Origin of the sequence: Mycobacteroides salmoniphilum (genome assembly GCF_004924335.1) — a bacterium.
Classification (GTDB): domain Bacteria; phylum Actinomycetota; class Actinomycetes; order Mycobacteriales; family Mycobacteriaceae; genus Mycobacterium; species Mycobacterium salmoniphilum.
This window is the reverse complement of the sequence record NZ_CP024633.1, coordinates 4147709-4171891: the sequence shown is the minus strand read 5'-3', so window position 1 is coordinate 4171891 and position 24183 is coordinate 4147709. Positions and strand designations below refer to the sequence as shown.

25 protein-coding genes are annotated in these 24183 nt (G+C 63.6%); 20 read left to right on the top strand and 5 right to left on the bottom strand.

Annotated elements, in window-relative coordinates; genetic code table 11:
• The first annotated feature begins 34 nt into the window (after positions 1 to 34).
• The 7 genes from DSM43276_RS20685 to DSM43276_RS20655 all read left to right on the top strand — a co-directional run bounded on the left by DSM43276_RS20685 (position 35) and on the right by DSM43276_RS20655 (position 7461).
• Positions 35 to 352 (top strand): UBP-type zinc finger domain-containing protein, encoded by a 318-nt coding sequence (locus tag DSM43276_RS20685; protein ID WP_078328205.1) that lies wholly within the window; start codon positions 35 to 37, stop codon positions 350 to 352.
• A 71-nt stretch (positions 353 to 423) separates the two neighbouring features.
• Complete coding sequence (gene purT, locus DSM43276_RS20680; protein WP_078328204.1) at positions 424 to 1806, top strand: formate-dependent phosphoribosylglycinamide formyltransferase; 1383 nt, start codon at positions 424 to 426, stop codon at positions 1804 to 1806.
• Positions 1803 to 2255: an Rv0361 family membrane protein gene (locus tag DSM43276_RS20675; protein WP_078328203.1), complete on the top strand. Its 453-nt coding sequence runs from the start codon at positions 1803 to 1805 to the stop codon at positions 2253 to 2255. The genes purT and DSM43276_RS20675 overlap by 4 nt, the downstream gene beginning before the upstream one ends.
• 11 nt (positions 2256 to 2266) lie before the next feature.
• Positions 2267 to 2692 (top strand): rhodanese-like domain-containing protein, encoded by a 426-nt coding sequence (locus DSM43276_RS20670; protein ID WP_078328202.1) that lies wholly within the window; start codon positions 2267 to 2269, stop codon positions 2690 to 2692.
• A complete protein-coding gene (locus DSM43276_RS20665) occupies positions 2689 to 3921 on the top strand; it encodes an O-succinylhomoserine sulfhydrylase (protein ID WP_078328201.1) in 1233 nt (410 codons plus the stop codon). The genes DSM43276_RS20670 and DSM43276_RS20665 overlap by 4 nt, the downstream gene beginning before the upstream one ends.
• Before the next feature lie 62 nt (positions 3922 to 3983).
• Positions 3984 to 4457 carry a hypothetical protein gene (locus tag DSM43276_RS20660; protein WP_078328200.1) on the top strand — a complete coding sequence of 158 codons (474 nt, stop codon included), beginning with the start codon at positions 3984 to 3986 and terminating at the stop codon, positions 4455 to 4457.
• Between the two features lie 10 nt (positions 4458 to 4467).
• Positions 4468 to 7461, top strand: a complete 2994-nt coding sequence (locus tag DSM43276_RS20655) for an MMPL/RND family transporter (RefSeq protein ID WP_078328199.1) — start codon at positions 4468 to 4470, stop codon at positions 7459 to 7461.
• Positions 7462 to 7499: 38 nt separating this feature from the next.
• Here the strand turns inward: DSM43276_RS20655 and DSM43276_RS20650 are convergent, their stop codons facing one another.
• The gene (locus DSM43276_RS20650) at positions 7500 to 8126 is read right to left on the bottom strand and encodes a TetR/AcrR family transcriptional regulator (RefSeq protein ID WP_078328198.1); all 627 of its coding nucleotides are present in this window, start codon (positions 8124 to 8126) and stop codon (positions 7500 to 7502) included.
• A gap of 127 nt (positions 8127 to 8253) precedes the next feature.
• Here DSM43276_RS20650 and DSM43276_RS20645 point away from each other — a divergent pair, with 127 nt between their 5' ends.
• Genes DSM43276_RS20645 through DSM43276_RS24115 form a run of 5 tightly spaced genes read left to right on the top strand, consistent with a single transcriptional unit; the run spans position 8254 to position 12141 of the window.
• Complete coding sequence (locus DSM43276_RS20645; protein WP_078328197.1) at positions 8254 to 9804, top strand: cytochrome P450; 1551 nt, start codon at positions 8254 to 8256, stop codon at positions 9802 to 9804.
• 1 nt (position 9805) lies between these two features.
• A complete protein-coding gene (locus DSM43276_RS20640) occupies positions 9806 to 10036 on the top strand; it encodes a ferredoxin (RefSeq protein WP_078328196.1) in 231 nt (76 codons plus the stop codon).
• Entirely contained in the window at positions 10033 to 10977 is a 945-nt protein-coding gene (locus tag DSM43276_RS20635; protein WP_136629138.1) for a hypothetical protein, read from the top strand. The genes DSM43276_RS20640 and DSM43276_RS20635 overlap by 4 nt, the downstream gene beginning before the upstream one ends.
• A gap of 32 nt (positions 10978 to 11009) precedes the next feature.
• A complete protein-coding gene (locus tag DSM43276_RS20630; RefSeq protein ID WP_136629137.1) occupies positions 11010 to 11693 on the top strand; it encodes a hypothetical protein in 684 nt (227 codons plus the stop codon).
• A complete protein-coding gene (locus DSM43276_RS24115) occupies positions 11584 to 12141 on the top strand; it encodes an NUDIX hydrolase (protein ID WP_078328194.1) in 558 nt (185 codons plus the stop codon). Before DSM43276_RS20630 ends, DSM43276_RS24115 begins: the two co-directional genes overlap by 110 nt.
• Here DSM43276_RS24115 and DSM43276_RS20620 read toward each other — a convergent pair.
• Positions 12130 to 13635: a carotenoid oxygenase family protein gene (locus tag DSM43276_RS20620; protein WP_078328193.1), complete on the bottom strand. Its 1506-nt coding sequence runs from the start codon at positions 13633 to 13635 to the stop codon at positions 12130 to 12132. The genes DSM43276_RS24115 and DSM43276_RS20620 overlap by 12 nt on opposite strands.
• A 96-nt stretch (positions 13636 to 13731) precedes the next feature.
• Here DSM43276_RS20620 and DSM43276_RS20615 point away from each other — a divergent pair, with 96 nt between their 5' ends.
• Complete coding sequence (locus tag DSM43276_RS20615; RefSeq protein ID WP_078328192.1) at positions 13732 to 14352, top strand: TetR/AcrR family transcriptional regulator; 621 nt, start codon at positions 13732 to 13734, stop codon at positions 14350 to 14352.
• Here the strand turns inward: DSM43276_RS20615 and DSM43276_RS20610 are convergent.
• Positions 14349 to 14744, bottom strand: a complete 396-nt coding sequence (locus tag DSM43276_RS20610; RefSeq protein ID WP_078328191.1) for a PPOX class F420-dependent oxidoreductase — start codon at positions 14742 to 14744, stop codon at positions 14349 to 14351. The two genes, DSM43276_RS20615 and DSM43276_RS20610, sit on opposite strands and share 4 nt — an antisense overlap.
• A gap of 123 nt (positions 14745 to 14867) precedes the next feature.
• On the opposite strand from DSM43276_RS20610, the gene DSM43276_RS20605 reads away from it, so the two are divergent.
• From DSM43276_RS20605 to DSM43276_RS20590, 4 genes are read left to right on the top strand one after another with little or no spacing between them, the layout of a single operon-like run.
• The gene (locus tag DSM43276_RS20605; protein WP_078328190.1) at positions 14868 to 15749 is read left to right on the top strand and encodes an amino acid ABC transporter permease; all 882 of its coding nucleotides are present in this window, start codon (positions 14868 to 14870) and stop codon (positions 15747 to 15749) included.
• On the top strand, positions 15746 to 16507 hold the full coding sequence (locus DSM43276_RS20600) for an amino acid ABC transporter ATP-binding protein (protein WP_078328189.1): 762 nt from the start codon (positions 15746 to 15748) through the stop codon (positions 16505 to 16507). The genes DSM43276_RS20605 and DSM43276_RS20600 overlap by 4 nt, the downstream gene beginning before the upstream one ends.
• Before the next feature lie 26 nt (positions 16508 to 16533).
• Positions 16534 to 17436, top strand: a complete 903-nt coding sequence (locus tag DSM43276_RS20595; RefSeq protein ID WP_078328252.1) for an ABC transporter substrate-binding protein — start codon at positions 16534 to 16536, stop codon at positions 17434 to 17436.
• A gap of 1 nt (position 17437) precedes the next feature.
• On the top strand, positions 17438 to 17926 hold the full coding sequence (locus tag DSM43276_RS20590) for a GNAT family N-acetyltransferase (RefSeq protein WP_078328188.1): 489 nt from the start codon (positions 17438 to 17440) through the stop codon (positions 17924 to 17926).
• Here the strand turns inward: DSM43276_RS20590 and DSM43276_RS20585 are convergent.
• Positions 17923 to 19833: an HNH endonuclease signature motif containing protein gene (locus DSM43276_RS20585; protein WP_078328187.1), complete on the bottom strand. Its 1911-nt coding sequence runs from the start codon at positions 19831 to 19833 to the stop codon at positions 17923 to 17925. The two genes, DSM43276_RS20590 and DSM43276_RS20585, sit on opposite strands and share 4 nt — an antisense overlap.
• Positions 19834 to 19951: 118 nt before the next feature.
• On the opposite strand from DSM43276_RS20585, the gene DSM43276_RS20580 reads away from it, so the two are divergent.
• From DSM43276_RS20580 to DSM43276_RS20570, 3 genes are read left to right on the top strand one after another with little or no spacing between them, the layout of a single operon-like run.
• Positions 19952 to 20992, top strand: a complete 1041-nt coding sequence (locus DSM43276_RS20580) for an LLM class flavin-dependent oxidoreductase (RefSeq protein WP_078328186.1) — start codon at positions 19952 to 19954, stop codon at positions 20990 to 20992.
• A complete protein-coding gene (locus DSM43276_RS20575; RefSeq protein ID WP_078328185.1) occupies positions 20989 to 22101 on the top strand; it encodes an LLM class flavin-dependent oxidoreductase in 1113 nt (370 codons plus the stop codon). Before DSM43276_RS20580 ends, DSM43276_RS20575 begins: the two co-directional genes overlap by 4 nt.
• Positions 22086 to 23444 carry an NtaA/DmoA family FMN-dependent monooxygenase gene (locus tag DSM43276_RS20570; protein WP_412458628.1) on the top strand — a complete coding sequence of 453 codons (1359 nt, stop codon included), beginning with the start codon at positions 22086 to 22088 and terminating at the stop codon, positions 23442 to 23444. Before DSM43276_RS20575 ends, DSM43276_RS20570 begins: the two co-directional genes overlap by 16 nt.
• On the opposite strand, the gene DSM43276_RS20565 is transcribed toward DSM43276_RS20570, so the two are convergent.
• A complete protein-coding gene (locus DSM43276_RS20565; RefSeq protein ID WP_078328183.1) occupies positions 23406 to 24137 on the bottom strand; it encodes an MBL fold metallo-hydrolase in 732 nt (243 codons plus the stop codon). The genes DSM43276_RS20570 and DSM43276_RS20565 overlap by 39 nt on opposite strands.
• Positions 24138 to 24183 lie beyond the last annotated feature (46 nt).

Sequence of the window (24183 nt, the reverse complement as noted above, 5' to 3'; positions counted from 1 at the left end):
CTGGCGCCTAAGCGGGCATGTAGAGAGGGCATATATGAAGCGGCTGTTCCGGCGTGGATCCGCCGCTCCCGAGTCGACACAGGGCGAAGGTCCCTGTCCTGAGCTGGCCGCCGCCACCGGGCAAGACCCACAACCCCGGACCCCGGGGCAGTGCGAGGACTGCGCGGCACTGGGTGAGCAGGTGTGGGCCCATTTGCGGTTGTGTTTGGAATGCGGCCGGGTGAGCTGCTGTGATTCCAGCCCCCACCAGCACGCCACCGCACATTTTCACGCCTCGGGGCATCCGGTGATGCGTTCACACGAGCCCGGTGAGGATTGGCGCTGGTGTTATGTCCACAGCACTCTCGGTTGAGGATGTGTGGCAATCTGGCACGCTAGGCACGGTCCAATAGGGCGACAGATCGACCGGAAGGCGTAAAAGGCATCGTGGTGACGCAGGAGGGTTCGCCCCCCAGCGAGCACGGCTCGACGGGTTCCACCGACACCGTTGAGCCCGGGCCCGCCGAGGCGGCGCCGGTGACCGAGGACGCCGTGCGTGCCACCAATGGCGCCAAGTCCGCCAAGGCCTCGAAGGTCGCCAACAGCGTGAAACCCGTCTCCGAACTGGCCGGGACTCAAGCCCCGGCACCGGACGCGCCGGAACGCGTGGCCGCGAATGGCACCACCGTGATGCTGCTGGGTTCGGGTGAACTGGCCAGGGAACTGGCCATCTCCTTCCAGCGTCTGGGTGCTGACGTGGTCGTGGTGGACGCCGACGAGGGCGGGCCGGCCCATAGTGCGGCAGATCGTTCGGTGGTCGCACCGATCGGTGAGTCGGAGAGCCTGGTCGCGCTTGTCGAGAAGGAACGGCCCCGATTCGTGGTGCCGCTGGTCGAAACGGCGTCGGGCGAGGCGCTCGACAAATTGGCCGAGGGCAAGGTCACCCAGGTGATTCCGACCGCTAAGGCCGTACGCCTGGCCGGTGATCGTGAGGCGATGCGGCGGATGGCCGCCGAGGAACTCGGCCTTCCCACGCCCGCGTACTGGTTCGCGAACTCGGTCGAGGAGCTGCACAAGGTCCTCGAGACCGCGGGTTTTCCGGCGGTGGTGCGTCCGGTGTCGGCCGCCTACGGCCAAGGCCAATCGGTGGTGCTGCGGGACAGCGACGCCGAACCGGCATGGGATCAGGCCGTCGCATCGAACATCGGCGGCAATCAGCGGGTTCTGGTGGAAACGGCGGTGGAGATCGACTACGAGATCACGCTGCTCACGGTGCGGACAGCCGGGGTCGGCGGTGCGACCAGACTGTATTTCTGCGAGCCCATCGCACACCGGCAAAGCGGAACCGATGCGCTGCAGATGTGGCAGCCGCAGCCGTTGAGTCAGGCGGCCCTGGAGCTGGCCCGGTCCATTGCCGCCAGGGCGGTCAATGCCCTTGGTGGGCATGGTGTTTACGGCGTCGAACTGTTTGTCCGGGGCGACGAGGTGTACTTCTGCGACGTGAGTGCGCGGCCCTATGACTCCGGGCTGGTGACCGTGCGATCACAGCGACTGTCCGAGTTCGATATGCACGCGCGCGCGGTGCTGGGTGTGCCGATCGACACCATTCTGGTGTCGCCGGCGGCTGCTGAGGTGGTCTACGGCGACGGTCCTGGTCCGTCGTCACGGCAGCTTGACGAGGCGCTGCAGATACCGGAGAGCGATGTTCGGATGTTCGGGCATGCGGAGATCCACCGGCGTCGCCGTGTGGGCGTGGCACTGGCGACGGCGCCCAACACCGCGCTGGCGCTGAGCCGTGCGCAACAGGTCGCCCGGCATCTGCGGTGACACCCGACGAGCAGGCGGCAGATCGCGAGGACGCCGGGAGTCCGGCACCGTTCATCGTCGGGGCCGCGATCTTTGGAATCGTGGTGATCGGTATCGCGGTATCGACGTTCTTCCGGACGGGCGACGGCCTTACCGAAGAGGGCAGGGTGGGGCAGTCCGTCGTCGCGCAGAACGACGCGCTGCAGCGGCGCGCGTACGCCGACTATGTGGCGAACAGCTGTCGGGCCATTGTCACGCCGGAAAAGAATGTGATTGCCGCACAGGACAAATCCGAGGCCTCGCACGGAAACCGGTACGTGGACGACGTCAAGGACGTCAAGATCAGCGGGGACACCGCCACCGCGACGGTGACGTATCACTACATGAAATCCGAGGACAACAAGCTCACCGCGGACGTCTCCTTCGCCAAGGAAGACGGCTCGTGGAGGGTCTGCAGTCAGTACCAATAGACTGGCTCTTCGTGGGCTACGCAGGAGATATCACCCCCGAGGCGGCGTGGGCGCTGCTGAAGGAAAACCCGGAAGCCGTGCTGGTTGATGTGCGCACGTCGGCGGAGTGGAAGTGGGTCGGGGTTCCCGACCTCACCGAGCTCGGCCGCGATGTCGTGTACATCGAGTGGGTGCGCTCCAACGGCGAACGCAATGAGCAGTTCCTGGACGAGCTGGCCGCCGCGGGTGTCACCGGGCCCTCCCAAGGAGACAGCCGTCCGGTGGTGTTCCTGTGTCGATCCGGCAACCGGTCGATCGGCTCGGCGGAACTGGCCACCGAGGCGGGGATCACCCCGTCCTACAACGTGCTTGACGGATTCGAGGGCAACCTCGACGAGAACCGGCACCGTGGCGGCGTCGGCTGGCGGGCCATCGGTCTGCCGTGGCGGCAGTCATGAACCAGACTCCCGAGGGCGTTCCCTCGGTGCGCATTCCCAGGGCGCTGCCCGAGGGCGTGAGCCAGGCGACCATCGGCGTGCGCGGCGGACTGCTGCGCTCGGAGTTCGAGGAGACTGCCGAGGCGATGTACCTGACCTCCGGGTACGTCTACGAGAGCGCGGCCGCCGCGGAACGCGCCTTCACCGGCGAGGTCGACCGGTATGTGTACTCGCGATACGGCAACCCGACGATCTCCATGTTCGAGGAGCGGCTGCGGCTCATCGAGGGCGCCGAGGCGGCGTTTGCGACGGCAACAGGGATGTCGGCGGTGTTCACCGCACTGGGTGCGTTACTCGGTGCTGGTGACAGACTTGTCGCCGCGCGGAGTCTGTTCGGTTCCTGTTTCGTGGTGTGTAACGAGATCCTGCCTCGCTGGGGCGTGGAGACCGTGTTCGTCGACGGCGAGGATCTCTCCCAATGGGAGGAGGCGCTATCCGTTCCCACGCAGGCCGTGTTCTTCGAAACCCCTTCCAACCCCATGCAATCGCTGGTCGACATCGAGGCGGTATGCAACCTGGCGCATGCCGCAGGTGCAAAAGTGGTGCTGGACAACGTCTTTGCTACCCCGCTGCTGCAACAGGGCATTCCGTTGGGTGCCGACGTGGTGGTCTACTCCGGCACCAAGCACATCGACGGGCAGGGCCGGGTGCTCGGTGGCGCCATCCTGGGCGACACCGACTACATCGAGGGCCCCGTCAAGACGCTGATGCGGCACACCGGGCCGGCGCTCAGCCCGTTCAATGCCTGGACGCTCGTGAAAGGGCTTGAAACGCTAGATCTTCGGGTGCGGCATGCCAACGAGTCCGCCTCCAAGATCGCGCAGTACCTGGAACAGCATCCTGCGGTGCGCTGGGTGCGTTACCCGTTCCTGCCGAGCCATCCTCAGTACGAGCTGGCCAAGCGGCAGATGAGCGGCGGCGGCACCGTCGTCACCTTCGAACTCGACGCCGACGGCGATGCGGGCAAGCAGCGCGCCTTCCAGGTGCTCGACGGGACCTCGCTCATCGACATCTCGAACAATCTGGGCGACTCCAAGTCGCTCATCACGCACCCCGCCACCACGACCCACCGCGCCATGGGCCCGGACGGCCGTGCGGCGATCGGGCTCTCCGACGGTGTGGTGCGTTTGTCGGTCGGGCTGGAGTCCGCCGAGGACGTCATCGCGGACCTGGATCGGGCGCTGAGCTAACTCGGGCTAGCTTCAGTTAGCAGGGGCTAGCACTCCGGGAAGTTCCTTTGTAGTATCCCGTCATGACGCAACGAAGCGTTCATGTCGCGGTAGTGGTGTTTGCCGCCGTGATGATGTCGCAGGCCCTGAGCGCTTGCTCGATGTCGGATTTCGTGGGCGGCGCCGTGGAGCGCACCACATATCCGCCGATCACACCCATTCCGCCGCCCCCGCCGGGTGCCAGCGTTCTGCCTGTGGATTTTCCGCGCGACATCCCGGTCGTCAAGGGAACGTATCGCCAAGACGCGGGGGGTGATTCTCGGACCCTGGCGGTCAGCGGTGTGGACGCATCGGCCACGGCCGCAGCGGGCAAGCTGCTGACCGACGCCGGATTCGAACATCAAACCGTGATGGGCCAGGACGCCTATCTCAACAACAAGTACACCGTGCTGGTGGTCGGCGACGACCTCGGTGGAGCCTTCACGCTGCGCTACACCGTGATGCCGATGACCGGTGTGCCGGGCATGCCCAGTGTCACCTTCCCGCCGTTGATCTGAGGAGCCGACCATGTCGCACCAATACAGTCCGGCGTTCGAGCGGGCAGGACGCCTGGTGGCCAAGCACGCAAAGTTGGTGATACTGGCCTGGATTGCGGTCGGGGTTCTGGTCAACACCGCCTGGCCGCAACTGGAGCGGGTGGCTAACGAGCGCTCGGTCAGTCCGCTGCCGACGGGTGAGGTGAGCCCGGCACTGGCGTCGATGAAGGAGATGGGAAAGGCGTTCGGCCGCCCCGGTATCGATAACGCCGTCATCATCGTGATGCACAGCGACAAGGGATTTGACGCCGACGCACAGGCCCGGTACTCCGCGCTGATCGATCGGCTGGGCGGGAACAAGGAGTACGTCACCTTCGTCCAGGATCAGCTGGGCGATCCCCGGATGCGCAACAACCCGGTGGCACGTAAGCAAGTGCTCAGCGAGGACGGCACCACCTGGTACGCGATGGCGGGATTGGCGGGGGATCTCGGTACTCCGTTGGCGCAGCGGGCATATCGATCGGTTGATGACTTGGTGAAACAGACCTTCGCCGGTTCGTCCACCACGGCCAACATCACCGGCGCAGCGGGGACCATCACCGATATGGGCAATGCCGCGCTGGGCGACCTGCCCAAGATCGGCGCGGTGACCGTGGTGGTCATCGGTCTCATCCTGTTGCTGGTGTTCCGATCGTGGTTCACCGCGATGCTGCCGCTGCTGGTGATGGGAATGAGCCTGCTGATCGCGCGCGGCGTCATAGCCGGGCTCGCCGATCGGGGCCTGATTCCGGTGTCATCGGTATCTGCCGGGCTGATGATGGCCGTCCTGATGGGGGCCAGCGTCAACTACACGGTGTTCCTGGTCAGTCGGTACCACGAGCGAATACGCGCGGGGGAGGCCCCACCTGAAGCACTCGCGCATGCCTGTGGCTCGATGACCAGGGTCATCCTGGCGACGGCGGCGACCGTGGCGATTGCCAACATCGCGCAGTTGACCGCCAAGCTGGCCTTCCTCGCGGCGGCCGGTCCGGCGGTGTCGATTGGGGTGATCGTCGCGTTCTTTGTGGTTACCACGCTGCTGCCGGCGACGTTGAGCCTGGCGGCCAAGCGCGGGTTGGGACTGCCGGGGCCGGATCGGGCGGGGGTCTATTGGCACCGCATGGGTGTGACCATCGTGCGGCACCCGTGGCCCGTCTTCGGTGTGGCGATCGTGATCCTGTTGGCGGCCGCGTCCTTCGTCCCTTTCATGCGACCCAGTTTCGACATGTCGCGGGTGCTGCCCGATTCGGCGCAGTCGAACCAGGGTATGCACATCCTCAACGCCCATTTTCCCACCAATTCGGTGATGCCGCAGTATCTTCTGATCCAGTCGCCGTCGGATCTGCGCAATCCGCGTGCGCTGGGCGATCTTGACCAGATGGCCGAGCGGATCTCCCAGCTCGGGGGAGTCGGGAAGGTCGTCGGCATCACCCGGCCCGACGGGAACAAGCTCACCCAGGCCACGTTGGCGTGGCAGATCGGGTACATGGGAACGCAGATCGACAAGACAAGCGGGCAGGTCAACGCCGACCTGCGGCCACAGCTCGAACGGATGTCGAAGCTCGCCGACGTCATGTCGGCCATGACCAACGAGCTGGGTGACGGGGACCTGGCCCGGATGCAGCAGATGATGCCGCAGATGTTGTCAATGGCCAAAGAGCTTGAGGGGCAACTCGATCGGTATCAGTCGCTGATATCCCAAATGGGCACCGTGGCGGGGATGGTGGATCAGCTGGCCAAGATGGGTCCCTCGGTCGAGGCGACCTTCTCGGCGCTCGATGCCGGGGTGTCGTTGATCAAGACGCTTGCCGAATCGCCGTTTTGCCCCGTGCAGCCCGATTGTGTGAAGCTACGCGACCAGCTGGTCGAGCTGCGCGACACGGGTCCGCTCTCCTCGGTGGAAGGCCTGCGGGAGTCGGTGCGGGCGGTCACCGGCGGCAAGACGATCACACAGCTGCTGGGCGATATGAACAATCAGTTCAAGCAGATTCGCGGTCTGCTCGCGAAATTGCCCGAGATGGAACGCAAATTCGAACGCATATCGGGCTATTTCCAGCAGCTGCGAGGGCTGGGCGTGGATATGAACTCCGTCAAGACGATGGGCGTGCGGATCCGGGACTTGAACACCCAACTCGAGGACACCGTGCGGTCCATGGGTGAGGCCGCGGTAACCCTGCAGACCATCGGCAAGGACTCCAATTCTCCTGCGGCATCCGGCTTCTCCGTGCCGGGGGCGATGCTGCAGAATCCCGGATTCAAGGAGCTGAGTTCGGCATTCCTGCAGGATGGTGGGCGTACCGCCATGTATCTGGTGCAGTCGCCGCTCAACCCCTATGGGCCCGAGGCGATGCAGCTGAGCCGCGATATGGAGCGCGTCGGAAACGAGGCCACGCCCAACACCGCGCTGGCCGGTGCCACGGTGTCGGTGGGCGGATTCCCCGCTATCAATGCCGATCTGAAGAAGGCCTACGACAGTGATCTGCGCGAGATCATCGTCGTCACGCTGCTCATCATCTTCCTGGTGATGTGTCTGCTGCTGCGGGCGGTGATCGCGCCGCTGTACCTACTGGGCACGGTGCTGCTCACCTATATCGCGTCACTGGGCATCGGCGTGCTGGTGTTCCAGGTTCTCCTTGGGCAACAGCTGGATTGGGCCGTCCCCGCGATGACCTTTGTGCTGGTTGTGGCCGTCGGGGCCGACTACAACATGCTGTTCATCTCGCGCCTGCGGGAGGAGAGCGCCCGCGGCATGCGGCTCGGCATCATCCGGACCGTGCGTCAGACCGGGTCGGTGATCACCTCGGCCGGACTGGTGTTCGCCGCCAGCCTGCTGGGCATGATGGTCGGCTCGGTCAATCAGATGGTGCAGATGGGGTTCATCATCGGTGTGGGTATCCTGCTGGACACCTTCATCGTCAGAACCCTGATGGTGCCGACGCTGGCTCAGGCCTTCGGCAAGCTGAGCTGGTGGCCCTCCAAGGCGTGACAGGGCGGCAAGCTTGAATCGCGAGCCATAGCGTTGGTTTAGGTCTGTAATGCTGCATGCACTATTGCCGTGAGGTATTGCCGTGCAAACGCACGGGCGCTCTCATCCGAATCGGTAGGCAATGCTGTCGATGGACTGGCGAGAAGTGTTGCCGTGATGCGCAGCGAGATCTCAAGGGCATTCTCGATTGCGGTGCTCGGTGTTACGCCTTCATCCTGGACGAGCTGAGCGATGGCGTGCAGCATCGTGCGTGCACTAGGCGAGTTTGTATCGAGCAGTTTTTGCAGCAACATCCGGTCGTCGAATTCCTTGAGAGCTTGAATCATGGGGTGCTCACGCGCTTCGCGTACGCCGAGAACGAACGCTTCGACAACCTTGTCTTCCAACGACTCTAAAGCTTTCAGAGCCACTTGCGCTCGAGCGAAAAACTCAACAAGATCGCGGGCGGCAACTGCCGTGACAATGTCGTCCTTGTCGCCGCAGCGCCGGAAGAGAGTGGGGCGGGATACGCCGGCTCGCCGAGCGATCTCGCTGATAGAGGCGCGACGGATTCCGTGCGATACGAACTCCGATCGCGCCACATCGAGCAGCCGCGAAGTCTCGGGATCGAACTTCAGCAGGGCGCCGAATTGTGGTGATTCAGTGCCAGTTTGAGCCTCAGACATGTACGGAACTGTAGCAGTTCGCTAGAGCAGATGCATCATCTGTCATAAATGTTGCAGTGTTGCATTGCCTGCCTTTGTGTGCTTATGATCCGGCTCACCCATTGCGTACAGAAGGGGAAAGGCCGATATGAACCAACCGCATAAGACGCGACCCGCGGACTCTCACGTTGGTTGCCTCGCCGATGCTGCACCGGTCGCACCATCAGCGACCAGCCCGGAGAGGCGGGCGAGACCTGCGATTGGTCGCTCGAGTGTTCTGAGCGCATTGAACCAAGATCCCTACTGGCCAACGAGACTGGCGGTACCAACCATTCTCGGGGCAATACGCGGCGTGGGTAGGCCGACACCATTACCCCCGGGGCCGAAGGGTCTGCCGGTGTTTGGGTCATTGTTCGAGCTGCGCCGGAACCCGTTTGAGTACATGCGGCGTAGTGCCGCCGAGTACGGCGACGTGTTCCGTGTTCCATTGCCGTTCATGGACATGATCGCCGTGACTCACCCGGATCTAGTGAGCGCATTCATGGATGAGCCCACTGGGCGTTACAGCATGGCGGGGCCGGGCCGGTGGGCCACACAGATCGTGGGCGCTGCCGTGCCGATGCTCGAAGGAGAGAAGTTTCGACAGCGCCGAAAGATGCTGCTGCCCATGTTCTCTCGCAGACATTTGTCACGAATCGGCGATGTGATAGCGGACGAGTTCGTCAAGCGGGTCGATCTGTGGTCGGGTTGGGCAGACTCGGGGCAGGTGGTGGACCTTCAGCACGAGATCGCGAAAGTGACGCTGCCGGCCTTTCTGCGGGCGATGTTCTCCTCTTCCATCAGCGAGGATGAGATACGCAACACCGATATCGACATACGTATGGGGATGGCGCTTGCCGGTGCCGCGTCGATGATGATGCCGATACCCCCGCTGTTCCCGTGGCCCGGCCGCCAAAGTGTGCCCCGGTCCGTGGCGAGGATATACATGCTGGCCAGGAAGCTAATTCGCCGTCGGCGTGAGAGCCCCGTGGACACCAAAGATCTTCTGGATATCTTGCTTGACGCACGCTACGAGGATGGATCGCCGATTTCGGAGCGAGATCTGGCGATGGAGCTGATCATTTTGATCGGCGGCGGCTACGAAACGGTCGTCGCGTCATTGTCCTGGACGCTGGCGCTGCTGCTGGCCCACCCCGAGCACCTTGCCAAGCTCTACGACGAGATTGACGCACTCGGTGGCGCAGTGCCCACCGCCGCGGACCTTCCCCGTCTTCCGTGGGCCAAGGCCTGTTTCGATGAGGGACAACGGTTGCAGGGGCACCCCATAAATCCTCGATTTTCGATGGTAGACAACGAGCTTGGTGGCTACGTCGTCCCAAAGTTCACCGTCGTGGGTGCCCCGATGTATGCCATTCACCGTGATCCGCGCTGGTGGCCCAACCCCGATGCCTACGACCCGACACGCTTCACCGACGAGGCGCTCACACGAGCACGCCCGCGGCTAGCCTTCATGCCATTCGGATCCGGCCCGCATCACTGTGTCGGTACCGGACTGGCATATATGAACGCGCAATTCCTGCTCACCGTTATCTTCCAGCGCTATCGCCTGCATCTACAGCGCGGCTGGTCTCCGCAGCACAAATTCTCCTTCTCAGTCACGGTTGATGGCGGGCTACCTGTCAACGTGAGTCGAGCCTGAGATGCCCATGGATTCTGTAACGGTCGGCATCGACCACGACGTCTGTATGGGTTCTGGGTACTGCGTGCGAGAACACCCAGAGTTGTTTCGGATGACCACCGAAGGTGTAGCGGAGCTGTATTGGGGCACGAAAAAGCCAGTCCTATCAGCTGTTCCGGACAAGTTTCGTAAGGCGGCTGAAGATGCATCCGCGATCTGCCCCGCTGCGGCCATCAATGTAAGCGACCGATGATTGCTTTTGACCGGGAGGTATTGATGCACTACATCGCAAACCTGACCCCGGCGGGTGAGCGCGGATTCCTACCGCCGCCAACCGATCTGCAGGTGGGGCCAACATGGGCGTCGCTTGCCGTTATCGGAACGGCGATCTTGCTGACGATTACTGTGATTCTTGGCGTGTTTGTCACCAAACAAACCCGCAGCCCCATGTTTATTCTAGTGCTTCTCGGGGCCATCACGTTCCCGACGATCGTGGAGCCACTCGGCGACATCATCGGCGCGACATGGTATCCCAGGAACCACATGTACATCGTCGGTCAATTTTTCGGTCGACCCATGCCTCTGTTCGTGTTTCTGTTCTACGTCGCTGGCATACCCATCATCACCTGTTCGATGTACGCCTTGATGCGTGCGGGCGCGTCCGCGAAGCTACTCATTGGCATGTGGGCGCTGCTGGCAGTTCCCGAGATAGCCGCCGAGATGATCGCGACCAAGCTCAATGTTATGCACTACTACGGAAACAACGTGATCCTCGGTGTTCCGGCATCGTCAATCGTGCAAAACGGCGGCTTCATGATCGTCATCGGATGGCTAATGCTGGCCCTGCATCCTGGCGGTAAGCGCGCCGGACTATGGCGCTGGATCCTGACCCCGTTCGTAGCGCCGTTCGGGCTGATGATCTACGCCATTGCCGCAACGGGCGGGTCCTATCTCCTCATCCACACACAAACGTACGGTCCCGCGCTCTGGTTTACCACGGCTGGAAGCGTATTGCTCAACATTGCGCTGCCGCTGCTGCTCATCTACAACCCCATTGTCACTAGAATCCGCGAACGTCGCCAGCCGACTAATGAGGAGCTAGCTTCGGCAATGCTTTTCATGGTCCCACCCAAGGATGACCCTTCTTACGCGCTGGTCTCCAGCGCAGACGAGTCGACGCATGCCCGAAGTTGATCTCTCAAACAGTGTTGGAAAGGAACTGCGAAATGACCTCAAGTACAAAGGAATTCAGAGAAACCGGGTATGAGCATGAACTGTTCACCTTCGTCAGTCGCTACAAATCGCCTGTCGCACTGAAGTATTATTCAATACTTCCGCAATTCTTCGAGCGGGTCCAAGAGCAAGAGGATGCATTTTCGGCCGCTGGGCTGCCCGCGCAAGGATTAGCCGCCTTCCTTCGCGACTACATGCATGCCTGGGACCAAGACGATTACACCAAATTTGATCTACGAAGAGCGTTGGCGTGCGTCACCGAAGACATGGTGTTTACCCTGTCCGCGACATTCAAGTTCCAATGGAAGAACCACAAAGTGGGCTGGAGCAGCTCTCGACTGGCGACGGTGTCCTCTTGGCTGCTGTATGCGCTTAGCCGTGAGGTGATCTTCGGGCCCATGAGCGATTCACGCGACGACCTGCCGGTGTTTGACTTTCATGACAACATCGTCCGGATCGCGATGCCGTGGGGCATACCGTTCGAGGCCGCGTGGAGCAGGTGGATTCCGAGATTCCTTCAGGTTGGACCACTTCGGCGATGCTGGTTGATCACAGGAATGGATCGTTATGTCATGCGCCATCAAGACGGTGAGTGGAGAATCGCCCGAATTGACACTGACTGGGACATGGCGCAAGCCCTCGTGCAACTGCTGCCGATCCACACACCCGTCTTCTGACAGCCCTGTAGGTAACGTCGTGTTCCCGCCGGCAATGTCTACAGCGATCATGGTCGATCAACGGAGTTGCGTGCTTTTGGTATGGCGTTGCCAACTCGCAGACGTGTGGGGCTGGGAGGCTCCGTGCGGCGGCGCGCGGGCATGCGAAACCGGCCCGGAGGCTGCAGCTCGCAGGACCATCGAAGAAACAGGTTGGAAACCAATTGGTTTGAAGCAGCTGATTGTTTTTCAGTCGACATCTCACGGGATGGACGCACTTCATAAAGTGTATGTTGCCCGCAGGGCCGTGATGGTTGATCGGCCGCCTAACCATGTTGACCCGAGTGTGGTGCGGTGGATTCCCATGGCCGACATCCCCGCGCTCATCAGGGAGCGCGAGATCCTTGGAGCGGGGTCCCTTGTTGGACTAATGGCGTTGTTAACAGGGATCGGCCCGCTAGGCCACTAGCGTCGGATGCGGCAGCGGCGCATCGGGATTGGCGATCCGTCTGTTGAATGTGCCGTGGAACCCTATCGGCAAGTGATGCGTCAGGTGCGCCACCGCGACTGGGCCATGCTCGACATCACGCGCGTCGAGAATGACCAACTGCGAACGATTTTCCACGAGATCGTGATTGACCGCGAGTAGCCAGCCGTCATCTTGTGCGGAGTCTTTGTCGCGTGGCACAAAGATGGGCTCGCACACCGAGGCCTTGCCGAAGTCGCAGTGTGTCATGGCGCCGGTGCGGTGGTCGAACTTGAAGATGCCGTTGTAGTGACCCTTGGGTTCCAGCGTCCCGGCGGTATAGGTGATCTGATGATTGCGGGTGGATTGGCGCCAGTCATATTGCGGAAATTCGATTTTCGCGGACTGTGACACCACTTCCTCGGTGATCTTGCCGCTGGGTGAGATGCGGAAGCGCACCAGGTGGCTGTCCGGCCATTCGCGGACTACCAGATGGTGATGAGGATTTGGGTGGTCCTTGGGCCCCATGGCGGCGTTCAGTGTCCGCCGCAGAAACTCAAGGCTTTCATATCTGACGAACTCGACCACCGCATCGGCGCCATCCTGGAAGGCGTTGGTGACATGGATATGGGTCTGGGGGGCGTGTTCGATAACGAGTGGTTTGGATCCATCGCGGGGCACGAGGATGAACTTGGTGCTGCCATTGGTCAGCTGGTACTCGAGGCTTTCGTCGAAACGCTTGCCGCGCAGCAGCTGGCCGATGTTGGGGCGGATGGGATCGAGGACGAAGACCAGGTACTTTTCGGTCAGCGCGAAATCGTGGTTCCAGCCCATATCCCACAGGGTTACCGAATTGATCTGCGAGAGTTGTCCGCTGGGACTCACCCGGTAGCAGCGCAGTCGTGGTGTGGGAAAGATGTCCAGACCGAAGTTGAACATCTCGCCGGTGACGGGATCCCATTTGGGGTGTGCCGAGAAGGCGCCGACATACCCGAGCTTGCCCTTAAAGTCGTTGGTGCCCAGCGTTTCCAGTGTGTCGGGGTCCAGCCGGTGTGGTGGCCCGCCCTCCCAGAGTGCCAGCATTTCCCCGGCCAGTGACACGATATTGGTGTTCGCGGTGTTCGCCGGCAATTGGAGGTTGGCGAATAGTTTCCCGGGCACCTGGGTGGTGATCCCGGGTCTGCGCATCGGGCCCTGCTGCAACCCATCCCGGAACTGCTGGGTGCGTACATACCGGTTGGTGAAGCGGACCGAGGATCCGTCCAGGATGAATCGGGACACCATGCCGTCGGCGTCGAACATCGTGCGCAGCACGGTGGTGCCCACCTCGAACTTGCCGGGACCGATGCGGAAAAGCGTGCCGGTCAACGCCGGTGGCAGCGTGCCGTCGATCTCGGTGACCTCGTAGTCGTATTCGCGCAGCTGGGACTCGAAGGGACGCGAGATGAGCTCCTCAAAGTCCGTATCGGAGGCTGAATGCTCGGGCGCAAGTGTCATGAAATCTCCTAGACCGCATTGTCGGTAGTTTCTGATGACGTGTGTCCTCAACATTAGCGAGTAGGTTGCCTATGTCAAGACGAAGGGCGTTTACGCGTGACGAACGGTCAGACTCACCGCACGTACGGTGGCAAGACGCGAGAGCAGCGCCGTGATGAGCGGCGCGTGGCACTGCTGCGTGCGGGCCGCGAGCTGTGGAGTGACAAGGGCCTGGCCGCGGTCACCGTTCGGGGTGTGTGTGCCCGGACCCGGCTGACCGATCGGTACTTCTATGAGCAGTTCGAGGTGATCGGTGATCTGGTTCTGCAGATCGTGGACGACGTGTTCGCCGAACTGTTCGCGTCCATGGCAGAAGCCGGCCGGGTGGCCGGCGACAATCCGCACGCCCAGCTGACGGCGGGGCTCACGGCGTACCTGGAGCAGTCCGTCGCGGACCGGGCGGTACTGCGGATTCTGACATCCGACCTGGCCGGATATCCCGGACTTGCCGCCAAGCGCCGAAGTCTTCAGCACCGCGTCGCGCGGGCGATTCTCCTGACCATCGCGCCTGAGGTGTCCAAGCCAGAGCCGGCGCTGCTCGATGCCGCCGTCTTCGGCGTCGGGGGTGTGACTCTCCTCATGGAGGACTGGCTTGCCGATGAAAATAGGTGCAGTGCTGGCGAACTGGGAGCCAAGGCCACCGATATGTGTATGCGCCTGCTGGGGCCGCTGGCCTAGCCGTGGCTCACGAACTTGGTGGGCCGCAGGTACAGAATGACGCGGTCTGCCTCGTCGCCGGTGCTCGTTCCGGCCCACGGTGCCTGGTACAGGTGGGCAAGCTCTTGGATGAATGACCCCGTCGGATCGTCGTCGATCTGGTCGATGGTGCCGCGCACCTCCAGGTACCGGTACGGATTGGTGGGGTCCAGGATGGAAAAGGCGACCCGGGGTTCGGACCGGATGTTGCGGAACTTGGCCCGCTTGTTGGTATGGGTGAAGCGCACCCGCTCCCCGTCCCAGCTGAACCACATCGGACTGGACTGCGCGGAACCGTCGCTACCGACCGTGGCTAGGTGGCCGTAGAGCTGCTGTTTCAGGAGATCGTCAAAGCCCGCGGGGATTTCTGGCATGTCCTATTTGAACATTCGAGCGGCGCGGATGCTTCCCCGGTCGAACATGACGGATAGCCGCCGTTCGATTCGCCGGGAGCCAAAGACTGTTGTGCACTGGTCGGTGTTCCTAGGTTCGACCGCATGACATCGGCACCCGCTGCGCCGCCGCGCGCCCGGGCGTCCGACGACGATGCCGAGGCGGTGCTGCGGGTACGGCGCCGGGCACGTCCGGGCAACTGGATTCTTTCTGCCGTCGCGCTGCTGTTCGTGGCCATGTTCGTGCACGGTCTGGTGCGAAACCCGGGGTGGGACTGGCCGACGTTCGCGCGGTACTTCACCGCCAAGTCGGTGCTGGCGGCGCTATGGCTGACCATCCGGCTCACCATCTACGGCACGGTGCTCGGGTTCGTCCTGGGGGTGGCGCTGGCGGCCGCACGCCTGTCCAACAATCCCGTCCTGAAGGTCATCTCGTGGACCTACGTGTGGATATTCCGGTCCATACCGCTGATCGTGCAGCTGCTGTTCTGGTTCAACATCGCCTACCTGTACGACAGCATCAGCTTCGGGATCCCGTTCGGGCCGAGCCTGATCACCGTCGACACCAACGAGCTGTTGAGCGGCCTGACCGCCGCCGTGATCGGGTTGACTCTGCATCAGGGCGCCTACTTCGCCGAGATCATTCGGGGCGGCATCCTGTCCGTCGACGAGGGGCAATTGGAAGCCGCGGCGGCCCTGGGGATTCCCCGGCGCCGTCAGTTCTTTCGGATCGTGCTGCCGCAAGCCATGCGGTCGGTCATGCCCAACGCTGCGAACGAGGTCATCAGTCTGGTGAAGGGCACGTCCATTGTGTCCACCATGGCCATCGCCGATCTCTTCTACCAGGTGCAGGTGATATTCGGGCGTAACGGACGGGTGGTGCCGCTGCTCATGGTGGCGACAGTCTGGTACATCGTCATCACGTCGGTGCTGACCATCGTGCAGTACTACATCGAACGGCATTACGCCCGGGGCGCACACCGATGAGCACCATCGAGGTGCGTGGGGTGCGCAAGTCCTACGGCCAGGTGGTTGCGCTGCGCGATGTGAATCTGACTGTGCGGCAGGGAGAGGTGACGGTCATCATCGGGCCGTCGGGCTCGGGGAAGTCGACGCTGCTGCGCACCCTGAATCACTTGGAGAAGGTGGACGGCGGGACCATCCGCATCGACGGCGAGCTCATCGGTTACCGGCAGCGTGGATCGGTGCTCTACGAGCTCTCGGAAAGGGCCATTCTGCGGCAGCGTTCGCAGGTCGGCTTCGTGTTCCAGAACTTCAATCTGTTTCCGCATATGACGGTGCTGGAGAACGTCATCGAGGCGCCCCTGGCAGCGCGGCGGGCGCCGCGTGCTGAGCTGGTGGCCGAGGCGACCCGGCTGCTCGAACGGGTGGGGGTTGCCGACAAGGTGGCAGAGTATCCGCGCCGGCTATCCGGGGGCCAGCAACAACGGGTGGCCATCGCGCGCGCTTTGGCATTGCGGCCCAAGGTCATTCTGTTCGACGAGCCCACGTCGGCTCTGGATCCCGAGTTGGTCACCGAGGTGCTCGATGTGATCCGCCAGCTGGCCCGTGACGGTGCCACCTTGGTGATCGTGACGCACGAGATCGGGCTTGCCCGGGAGATCGCCGACACCGTGGTCTTCATGGATCATGGCGCCATCGTCGAGCAGGGTCCGCCGGAAGAGCTGCTGGACAACCCATCGCATCCGCGGACCGTCGGCTTCCTGTCAAAGGTGCTGGCGTGAAGGGTTGTATCGCGTTGTTCTGCACGATGATGGTTGTCCTCACCGGTTGTGCCGGGGGCGCGGAGCCCGGCGCATCCTCGTCGTTCAATCTGAGCCCGAACCAGGATCGGGTGCGTGCCGCCACGGCGGACGCCATCGCCGCCGAGGTGCCCGATGCCATCCGCAAGCGTGGCACCCTGATTGTCACCGGCGATGCCAATTCCGCACCGCCGCTGCGCTTCTACGCCGATGACGACAAGACGATGATCGGGATCGAGACGGATTTCGCCTATCTGGTGGCAGACATTCTGGGGCTGCGGGTCGACCTGCGTTCGGCGGATTGGGCGCAGAACTTCGTCAAGGTGGATTCGGGCGAGGTCGACGCGTTCATTTCGAATGTGACGGTGACCGAGGAGCGCAAGGAGAAGTTCGACTTCGCCACATACCGGTTGGACAACGTCTCCTTTGAGGCCCGGCGATCCCTGGACTGGAAGGTCAAGGGTGCCAGGGATATCGCCGGTAAGACCATCGGCGTCGGGTCAGGTACTAACCAGGAAGCATTGCTGGTGCAGTGGAACGAACAGAATGTCGCGGCGGGTCTTCCCGCCGCCGACCTGAAGTACTTCCAGCAGACCACCGGCTATTACCTGGCGTTGGCGTCGGGGCGCATCGATGCGTACGTGGGTCCCAACCCGACGGCGGTGTTTCATTCTCAGGCTACCGGGCAAACCAAGTTGGTCGGTACCTTTTCCGGTGCGGGGGCGGCGCTGCAGGGGGAGATCGCGGTGCTCACCAAGAAGGGCAATGGACTGGTGCGCGCCATCGCCGATGCCGTCAACCATGCCATTGCCGACGGCACGTATCGTAAGGTGTTGCAGCGCTGGGGATTGGAGAACGAAGCAGTGAGTCGGTCCGAAGTGAACCCCCGCGGACTACCGAGGCAGGGATGACATGACGGCGTGTGAGGATCTGCTGCAGTTCACGACGGTGCAGCAACAGGACCCGCTGGCCGCTCCGCTGCTCGCCGAGTTGGCGGTGGAATACAGCACGCGATACGGCGGGACTCTCGACGAGCATCACGAGTTCCTGGTCAACTATCCGGCCGTCCACTTCAGCGCTCCCGACGGAGGGCTGCTGATCGGCGTGCAGGGCGGTGTGGCTGTGACCGGTGGCGCGTTCCAGCGGTATGACGCCGATACCGCGGAGCTCAAACGCATCTGGACGTCGAGCGCGCATCGCCGTCAGGGCCTGGCGGTGCGCACCCTGGCCGCACTGGAGCAGGAGATCCGCGGTCGCGGATACCGGCGCATCTACCTCACCACCGGCCCGCGCCAGCCCGAGGCCAAGGCGCTGTACCTCTCTGCGGGGTATCGACCGCTCTACGACCAGACCCTGTCCGCCGATGAGGTCGGTATTCATCCGTTCGAGAAGGACCTCTAGGCGGCCCTGGCCCACCGCGGGCTGGCTTGCCGCCGCCGCGCCATGATCATGAGGTGGTCGTGGTAGCGATCGGCAAGGCTCTGCAACTCGGCGCGCACCTCGGGATCGAGGGTGCGATCCACCTCGCGCTGTGAAGGGCCGGTCTCACTGCCGTAGTGCACTTCCCACCACGTCTCCTCGAAGTACAGCGCTTCTCCCTCGGCGACGGTGAGGTCATCGGGGCAGGAGTATCCGTCGACACGGGCGAGCGGAAGCTCGTCGACAATCTGCGGCCCCGCCGGGACCCGGCCGAGCTCCGGTTGCGTTACCCCGCAGTCGCCGGTGCGCGCGGCCCAGCGGATGGCGCCATGGGTCATCCGGCTTGCACGCAGACGCCGACGCGTCTTCAGGTCATGGTGGTCATGGCACACCGGATGCAGGTTCTCGAAGATCGTCCAACCACCGCACATGGGGGCGTCATGATCGAACTCGACGATATGGTCCAGCTCGCAGCGCGCTGACGACGCCGAACAGCCAGGGAAGGTGCAGGTGGAGAAGGTCGTGCGCACCGCATCGGCAAGGGCGGCCCCGGGCCGATAGGTGAGCGCACCTACTGGTGGGTCGCCATATCCGCCGTGACCGTCGGGATGCGCGGGCACGGCGGGCCCGGGCTCCGGCGGGGCGACCTTGCCCGGTGGCGCATCAACGACCGGTGCCGGCAATGGAGTGCGTTTGACCCTGGAACGTCCCACCACGGTCGGCACCATCTTGCGCAGTTCGATGAAAATCGCCTGCCAGTGCGCATTTTCGGTGATCTTGCGCGCCAGTTCCGGATCGATGACTGAGCCGTCACCGAGCCGCGCAGGATTGTTGGCCAACCCCAGCAGCGTCTCCAGATCCACCACTACCTGGGCGAGATGCAGATGCTGAGGTGGCGCCTTGATGCCTAGGTACGGGCAATCGCTCATGTCGCACCGGCATGGGATGTGGTGGCCGCCTGCGAGGACCGACATGAAGGCATCCGCCATACGCTGCCCGCGTGTCCGAGGATCATGCCGGCACACGGTGGACGCCACGTCTTCGATCCGCCGCTCGGCCGTCCTGGCCTCCAATAGCGTGAGATGTGCGGTCAGGAAGGCCATGCCGTCCGGGTTGGGCTGCACCCGGACGTAGCGATTGCCCGATGCCTGTTCGCGAGCGCGGGCCGCCTCGTCGGCGTTGTGTCTGATCCACCGGCGCCAGATTGCAGACCGGAGGCGTTGCGGTGGAAGCGTCTTCGCAAGCTCAACTGCTTCGGCGCTGATCGCGTCAACGGTCTCTTGTGAGGCGGCCGCCAGTACCGAGCTGATCACGCACGCATGGGCATAGGACAGTTCGCCATCGAGAAACGGCTTCTCCACCAGCGGCATCCGTCGACCGATCTGCTCGGCGCAGGTGATCAAGGTGGAGGTGGCCGACCGCGATAATCCCAGTGCCAAACCGATCTCAGCACGCGCCAGCCTGATGCCCGTCAGCTCTTCGCCGTACTCGGCCAGCGATTGACACATGCGCTCTTCGAGAACCCGTAGAGCCAGGAGAACTCGTTGCGCCGCAGCGCGATTCTCATGGCGGGACCGCTCGCGCATCTGATCCAGCAGCCCAGCCACCAGCGTGTCGGGGTCCGTGTCTGGTTCGAAAGCGGTGTCTATCCCGGCGTCGGGCGGGCAGACCCCCTCGCCGGCATCGATCCGCCGGAACAGCTCGTCGCGTCCGAGGCGCTGCCGCGACTCCTTGCCGGACTCCCAATCTGCCCGTGCTGCCTCGTCGGCCAACCATCGTTCGATGGGATCGATGAACGCCGCGCGCGCCGCGTCCTCCTCGGCGGCCTGCGTGGCCATCATGAGGTCCGCCTCATCGGAGGAGGGAGGCCCGATCCCCGTATCGAACATATGTTCGATACGGGGATGCTCGCCTTAGTCAAGAACGATTTTTGCGTGCCCAGGGCTCTGTTTCCTTCAGGGTGAGATTAACGCCGTTGTCACGCGGTTCGCGGACGTTGAGCCCACTGTGACGACACTTCTCGGCCTGGCCCTGGACGGGTATGGATGGCATCCCGAGCAGGGCAAGCACACCGGCGGCGCGCTCACCGGGAAGTACTGGGCCGAACAAGTTCAGCACGCCGAGCGCGGGCTCCTGGATTTCGTGACGTTCGAGGACTCGTTCGCGCGCACTTCCGGCGGCCGTCTTGACGCGATACTGACCGCCGCGCGCGTGGCCCCGACGACAACGCATATCGGACTCATCCCCGTCGCGCCGGCCACCCACAATGAGCCATTTCACGTCTCCAAATCGATTGCCACCCTGGATATCGTGTCCGGCGGCCGGGCCGGGTGGCAGGTGACCATCGCCGATACCGGGGACGAGGCGGACGCGTTCGGCCGCACCAAGGTGCTGCCACTGCACGACCTGCTGGAGGAGGCCGCGGACTCCGTGGAGGTGGTTCGACGGTTATGGGACAGCTGGGAGGACGACGCCGAGATCAGAGACGTGGCGACGGGGCGCTTCATCGACAGGGACAAGCTGCACTACGTCGACTTCGAGGGCCGGTTCTTTTCGGTGAAGGGGCCGTCCATCACCCCGAGGTCCCCGCAGGGGCAGTCGGTGGTGGCAGCACTCGCGCGTAGCCGTCCCGGGCAGGCCTTCGCCGCGAAGAACGCCGACCTGATCTTTGTCACCCCGCATGACGGCGCCTCCGCTGCCGAGATCCCGGCACGCCTGCACAACACGGCGGGGCACCGCACCATCAAGGTGCTGGCAGATCTGGTGGTCTCGTTCGGTCGTGATGACGAATTCCACTCGGATGCAGCCATATTCACAGGGCAGGCCGCTGAGCTGGCCGACCTCATCGCACAGTGGCATGAATGGGGTATCGACGGTGTGCGCCTGCGACCGGCGGTCAACGCGCTCGACATCCCCGTCGTAGTTGACGAACTCGTGCCCCTCCTTCAGGCCCATCAGGGGTTCCGCGCCGAGTATGAGAGCGGAACGCTGCGCGAACGGCTCGGCCTGCCCACCGCCACCAACCGCTACGCAAGGAAGTCGGCATGAACGTCCCACTCTCGGTTCTCGACCTGTCCCCGGTCAGCGAAGGATCGGATGCCACCGCGGCACTGCGTAATTCGATCGACCTGGCCCAGCACGCGGAGCAGTGGGGTTACCGGCGATACTGGCTCGCCGAGCATCATTTCGTCGCGGTGGCGAGCACGGTTCCCGCACTGGTCATCGCGCATATTGCCGCCGCTACTCGTCGGATCCGGGTGGGCGCCGGTGCCGTTCAGGTCGCGTCGACCACGGCCGCCGCGATCGTGGAGAGCTTCGGCATTCTCGATGCGCTCTACCCGGGGCGTATCGACCTTGGGTTGGGGCGCACGGGCCATCGGATCAGGGACCGTCTCGCCGGAAACGAGCAGAAGCCCGAACCGGCACCGGCACATGACGTTGATGGGTTGTTCATCCCGCAGGCGCCGACGGAGTTCGGCATCAAGGACAACCCCAAGCTGCGGGCCACCGTCGCCGCCCTGCAGCAGCCGGGCGCCCAGATCGCCGACTTCGACCAACAGGTGTCCGATATCCAGGCATTCCTCGACGGCACCTATGTCAGTCCGGAAGGTGTTGCGCTGCATATCCGTCCGGGAGAGGGCGCCGATCTGCCGCTATGGCTGTTCGGTTCCAGCAAGGGTGAATCGGCTCAGGTCGCGGCGCGTCGTGGTCTGCCGTTCGTGGCGAACTACCACGTCACGCCCTGGTCCACGGTGGAAGCCGTGCAGGCGTACCGTGCGGCGTTCCGCCCCTCGAAGGCACTGACAGAGCCGTATGTCATCGTCTCCGCTGATGCCGTGGCCGCTGAGGACGAGCAGACCGCTGCCCACCTCACCAGTACGTTTGGCCGCTGGGTGCACTCGATTCGGTCGGGGCACGGCGCCATTCCGTACCCCGATCCCGAGGGTGCGCAACCGCTTACCGACGAGGAACGCCACCACTCGGAGGACCGGGTCGCCACCCAGTTCGTCGGCGACGCCGGCCAGGTCGCCGAGCGGCTGGACACCCTGGCCAGGGTCACCGGTGCCGACGAGCTCGTCATCACCTCCATCACCCACCGGCACGAGGACCGGCGCAGGTCCTACGAGCTCATCGCCAAGGAATGGGGACTGATCTGATGACAGACACCCAGGTCCGGGAAGGCATACACCGCAAGCCGATCCATCTCGCCGCGCACTTTCCCGGGGTCAACAACACCACGGTATGGTCTGATCCCGCGTCGGGGAGCCAGATCGACTTCGCCTCCTTCGTGCATGTGGCCCGCGCCGCTGAGCGTGGGCTGTTCGACTTCTTCTTTCTCGCCGAGGGCCTGCGATTGCGCGAGCACCGGGGCCGGATCCATGACCTCGATGTGGTCGGTCGGCCCGACACCTTCACGGTGCTCTCCGCGCTGGGCGCTGTCACCGACCGCCTCGGACTGGTGGGAACCATCAACACCACCTTCAACGAACCCTTCAATGTGGCAAGGCAGTTCGCCTCTCTCGATCATCTGACGGACGGGCGCGCGGGCTGGAACATGGTCACCTCGTCCGATGCGTTCACCGGTGAGAACTTCCGGCGCGGGGGATTCCTGGAGCACGCAGACAGGTACCACCGGGCCGAGGAATTCATCACGGTGGCCCGCACATTCTGGGACAGCTGGGACAACGACATCCACCCGGTAAACCACAAGGGGCCGCAGTTCACCGTCCGTGGTGTGGCGACCGCACCGACGTCTCCGCAAGGGCATCCGGTGCTGCTGCAGGCCGGGGATTCGGCGGATGGGCGTGACTTCGGCGCCAAGCATGCCGATGCACTCTTCACCATCCACTCCTCGATTCCCGCGGGGCAGAAGTATTACGCCGACGTCAAGGCCCGCGCCGTCGCGCACGGCCGAAACCCGGATCAACTCAAGGTCTTTCCTGGCGTCACCTACGTCCTCGGTGACACCGAACAGGAGGCGATCGAGAAGGCCGCGTACATCAGGGACCAGCAGGTCGGCCCGCAGACGGCGCTGGCCTATCTCGAGCAGGTGTGGGGTCGTGATCTCTCGGGGTACGACCCGGATGGGCCATTGCCGGACGTGGAGCCGACCGGGGACGACTCGATAACCCGCGGCAAGGCGCGCCACGGCGACCCGCGGGAGATCGCCGCGAAGTACCGGGAGCTCGCGGAGGCCAAGAACCTGTCGATCCGTGAGCTGATCAAGGAGGTCACCTCGCGCCAGCAGTTCATCGGTACCCCGTCACAGGTGGCGGCGGAGGTGGACCGCTACATCCAGGCCGATGCCTGCGACGGATTCATCCTGGTCCCGCATCTGACGCCGGCCGGCCTGGACGATTTTGTGGACACCGTGGTGCCGCTGCTGCAGGAGCGTGGCGCCTTCCGCGCCGAATACGAGGGCGAAACCCTGCGTGAACATCTCGGGCTCGACGCCGTCACCTCACTGGCGCAGGGCGATCTCGACCGCGTCGCGCAGTGAGCCCGTCCATGCCGGACCGTGCCCGGGAGCCAGCACGTCGGCGTCCACATCGGCAAGGGCCTCGACGCTGCGGCGCGCCTGCTCCATGTCCTTGGTGAACGGAGTGGGCAGCAGCTGAGGTCCCGACCGGGTCGCGATCGGGTGCCCGGTGATGATGGCGTCCCCGACCACCAGCACGTGACCGGCAACCAGGAACGAGCAGTGACCCCCGGAATGCCCGGGAGTCGGGATGGGAACGGGCGCTCCCGGCAGATGCGCGAGCTCCGGACCGATCGGAGCCGCCGTCGGAATGCCGTCACGCACCCCGGCTCCGAGACGCATCGCATGGATGACCCACGGCAGCCATCCGGGCCGCCACAGATTCAGCACCACCTTGAAGGGCTGCGCCTGATCCACGTAGTCGCGCCGCACATTGCCCAACTCGGCGTTGTGGGCATACACCGGGACCCCGTGCGCCGCGGCCCACCAGATCGCGGTGCCCATATGGTCGATGTGTCCGTGCGTGAGCACCACTGCGCGCACATCTTGAGGCTTGTGTCCCAGCGCCGCAATGGATTTCAGGACATCTTCGCGATCGCCCGGATAACCGGAATCGAAGAGCGTGACGCCCGAATCATCCGAGGCGATCACCCAGTTGACCGCCTCCCCATTGACCACATGCACGGCGTCGCTGACCTGGGTGATCTCGACCATGGAAATGAGACTATCCGGGGTTTGGTTAGGGTGGTTGGAGAACTTG

Coding starts and splice junctions, on each gene's coding strand:
- DSM43276_RS24115 (WP_078328194.1), top strand. CDS start 11,584: ATGTCATGCGCCATCAAGACGGTGAGTGGAGAATCGCCCGAATTGACA.
- DSM43276_RS20600 (WP_078328189.1), top strand. CDS start 15,746: ATGAGCACCATCGAGGTGCGTGGGGTGCGCAAGTCCTACGGCCAGGTG.
- DSM43276_RS20605 (WP_078328190.1), top strand. CDS start 14,868: ATGACATCGGCACCCGCTGCGCCGCCGCGCGCCCGGGCGTCCGACGAC.
- DSM43276_RS20630 (WP_136629137.1), top strand. CDS start 11,010: ATGACCTCAAGTACAAAGGAATTCAGAGAAACCGGGTATGAGCATGAA.
- DSM43276_RS20575 (WP_078328185.1), top strand. CDS start 20,989: ATGAACGTCCCACTCTCGGTTCTCGACCTGTCCCCGGTCAGCGAAGGA.
- DSM43276_RS20650 (WP_078328198.1), bottom strand. CDS start 8,126: ATGTCTGAGGCTCAAACTGGCACTGAATCACCACAATTCGGCGCCCTG.
- DSM43276_RS20610 (WP_078328191.1), bottom strand. CDS start 14,744: ATGCCAGAAATCCCCGCGGGCTTTGACGATCTCCTGAAACAGCAGCTC.
- DSM43276_RS20595 (WP_078328252.1), top strand. CDS start 16,534: ATGATGGTTGTCCTCACCGGTTGTGCCGGGGGCGCGGAGCCCGGCGCA.
- DSM43276_RS20565 (WP_078328183.1), bottom strand. CDS start 24,137: ATGGTCGAGATCACCCAGGTCAGCGACGCCGTGCATGTGGTCAATGGG.
- DSM43276_RS20620 (WP_078328193.1), bottom strand. CDS start 13,635: ATGACACTTGCGCCCGAGCATTCAGCCTCCGATACGGACTTTGAGGAG.
- DSM43276_RS20640 (WP_078328196.1), top strand. CDS start 9,806: ATGCCCATGGATTCTGTAACGGTCGGCATCGACCACGACGTCTGTATG.
- DSM43276_RS20655 (WP_078328199.1), top strand. CDS start 4,468: ATGTCGCACCAATACAGTCCGGCGTTCGAGCGGGCAGGACGCCTGGTG.
- DSM43276_RS20570 (WP_412458628.1), top strand. CDS start 22,086: ATGGGGACTGATCTGATGACAGACACCCAGGTCCGGGAAGGCATACAC.
- DSM43276_RS20590 (WP_078328188.1), top strand. CDS start 17,438: ATGACGGCGTGTGAGGATCTGCTGCAGTTCACGACGGTGCAGCAACAG.
- DSM43276_RS20635 (WP_136629138.1), top strand. CDS start 10,033: ATGATTGCTTTTGACCGGGAGGTATTGATGCACTACATCGCAAACCTG.
- DSM43276_RS20645 (WP_078328197.1), top strand. CDS start 8,254: ATGAACCAACCGCATAAGACGCGACCCGCGGACTCTCACGTTGGTTGC.
- DSM43276_RS20660 (WP_078328200.1), top strand. CDS start 3,984: ATGACGCAACGAAGCGTTCATGTCGCGGTAGTGGTGTTTGCCGCCGTG.
- DSM43276_RS20665 (WP_078328201.1), top strand. CDS start 2,689: ATGAACCAGACTCCCGAGGGCGTTCCCTCGGTGCGCATTCCCAGGGCG.
- DSM43276_RS20585 (WP_078328187.1), bottom strand. CDS start 19,833: ATGTTCGATACGGGGATCGGGCCTCCCTCCTCCGATGAGGCGGACCTC.
- DSM43276_RS20685 (WP_078328205.1), top strand. CDS start 35: ATGAAGCGGCTGTTCCGGCGTGGATCCGCCGCTCCCGAGTCGACACAG.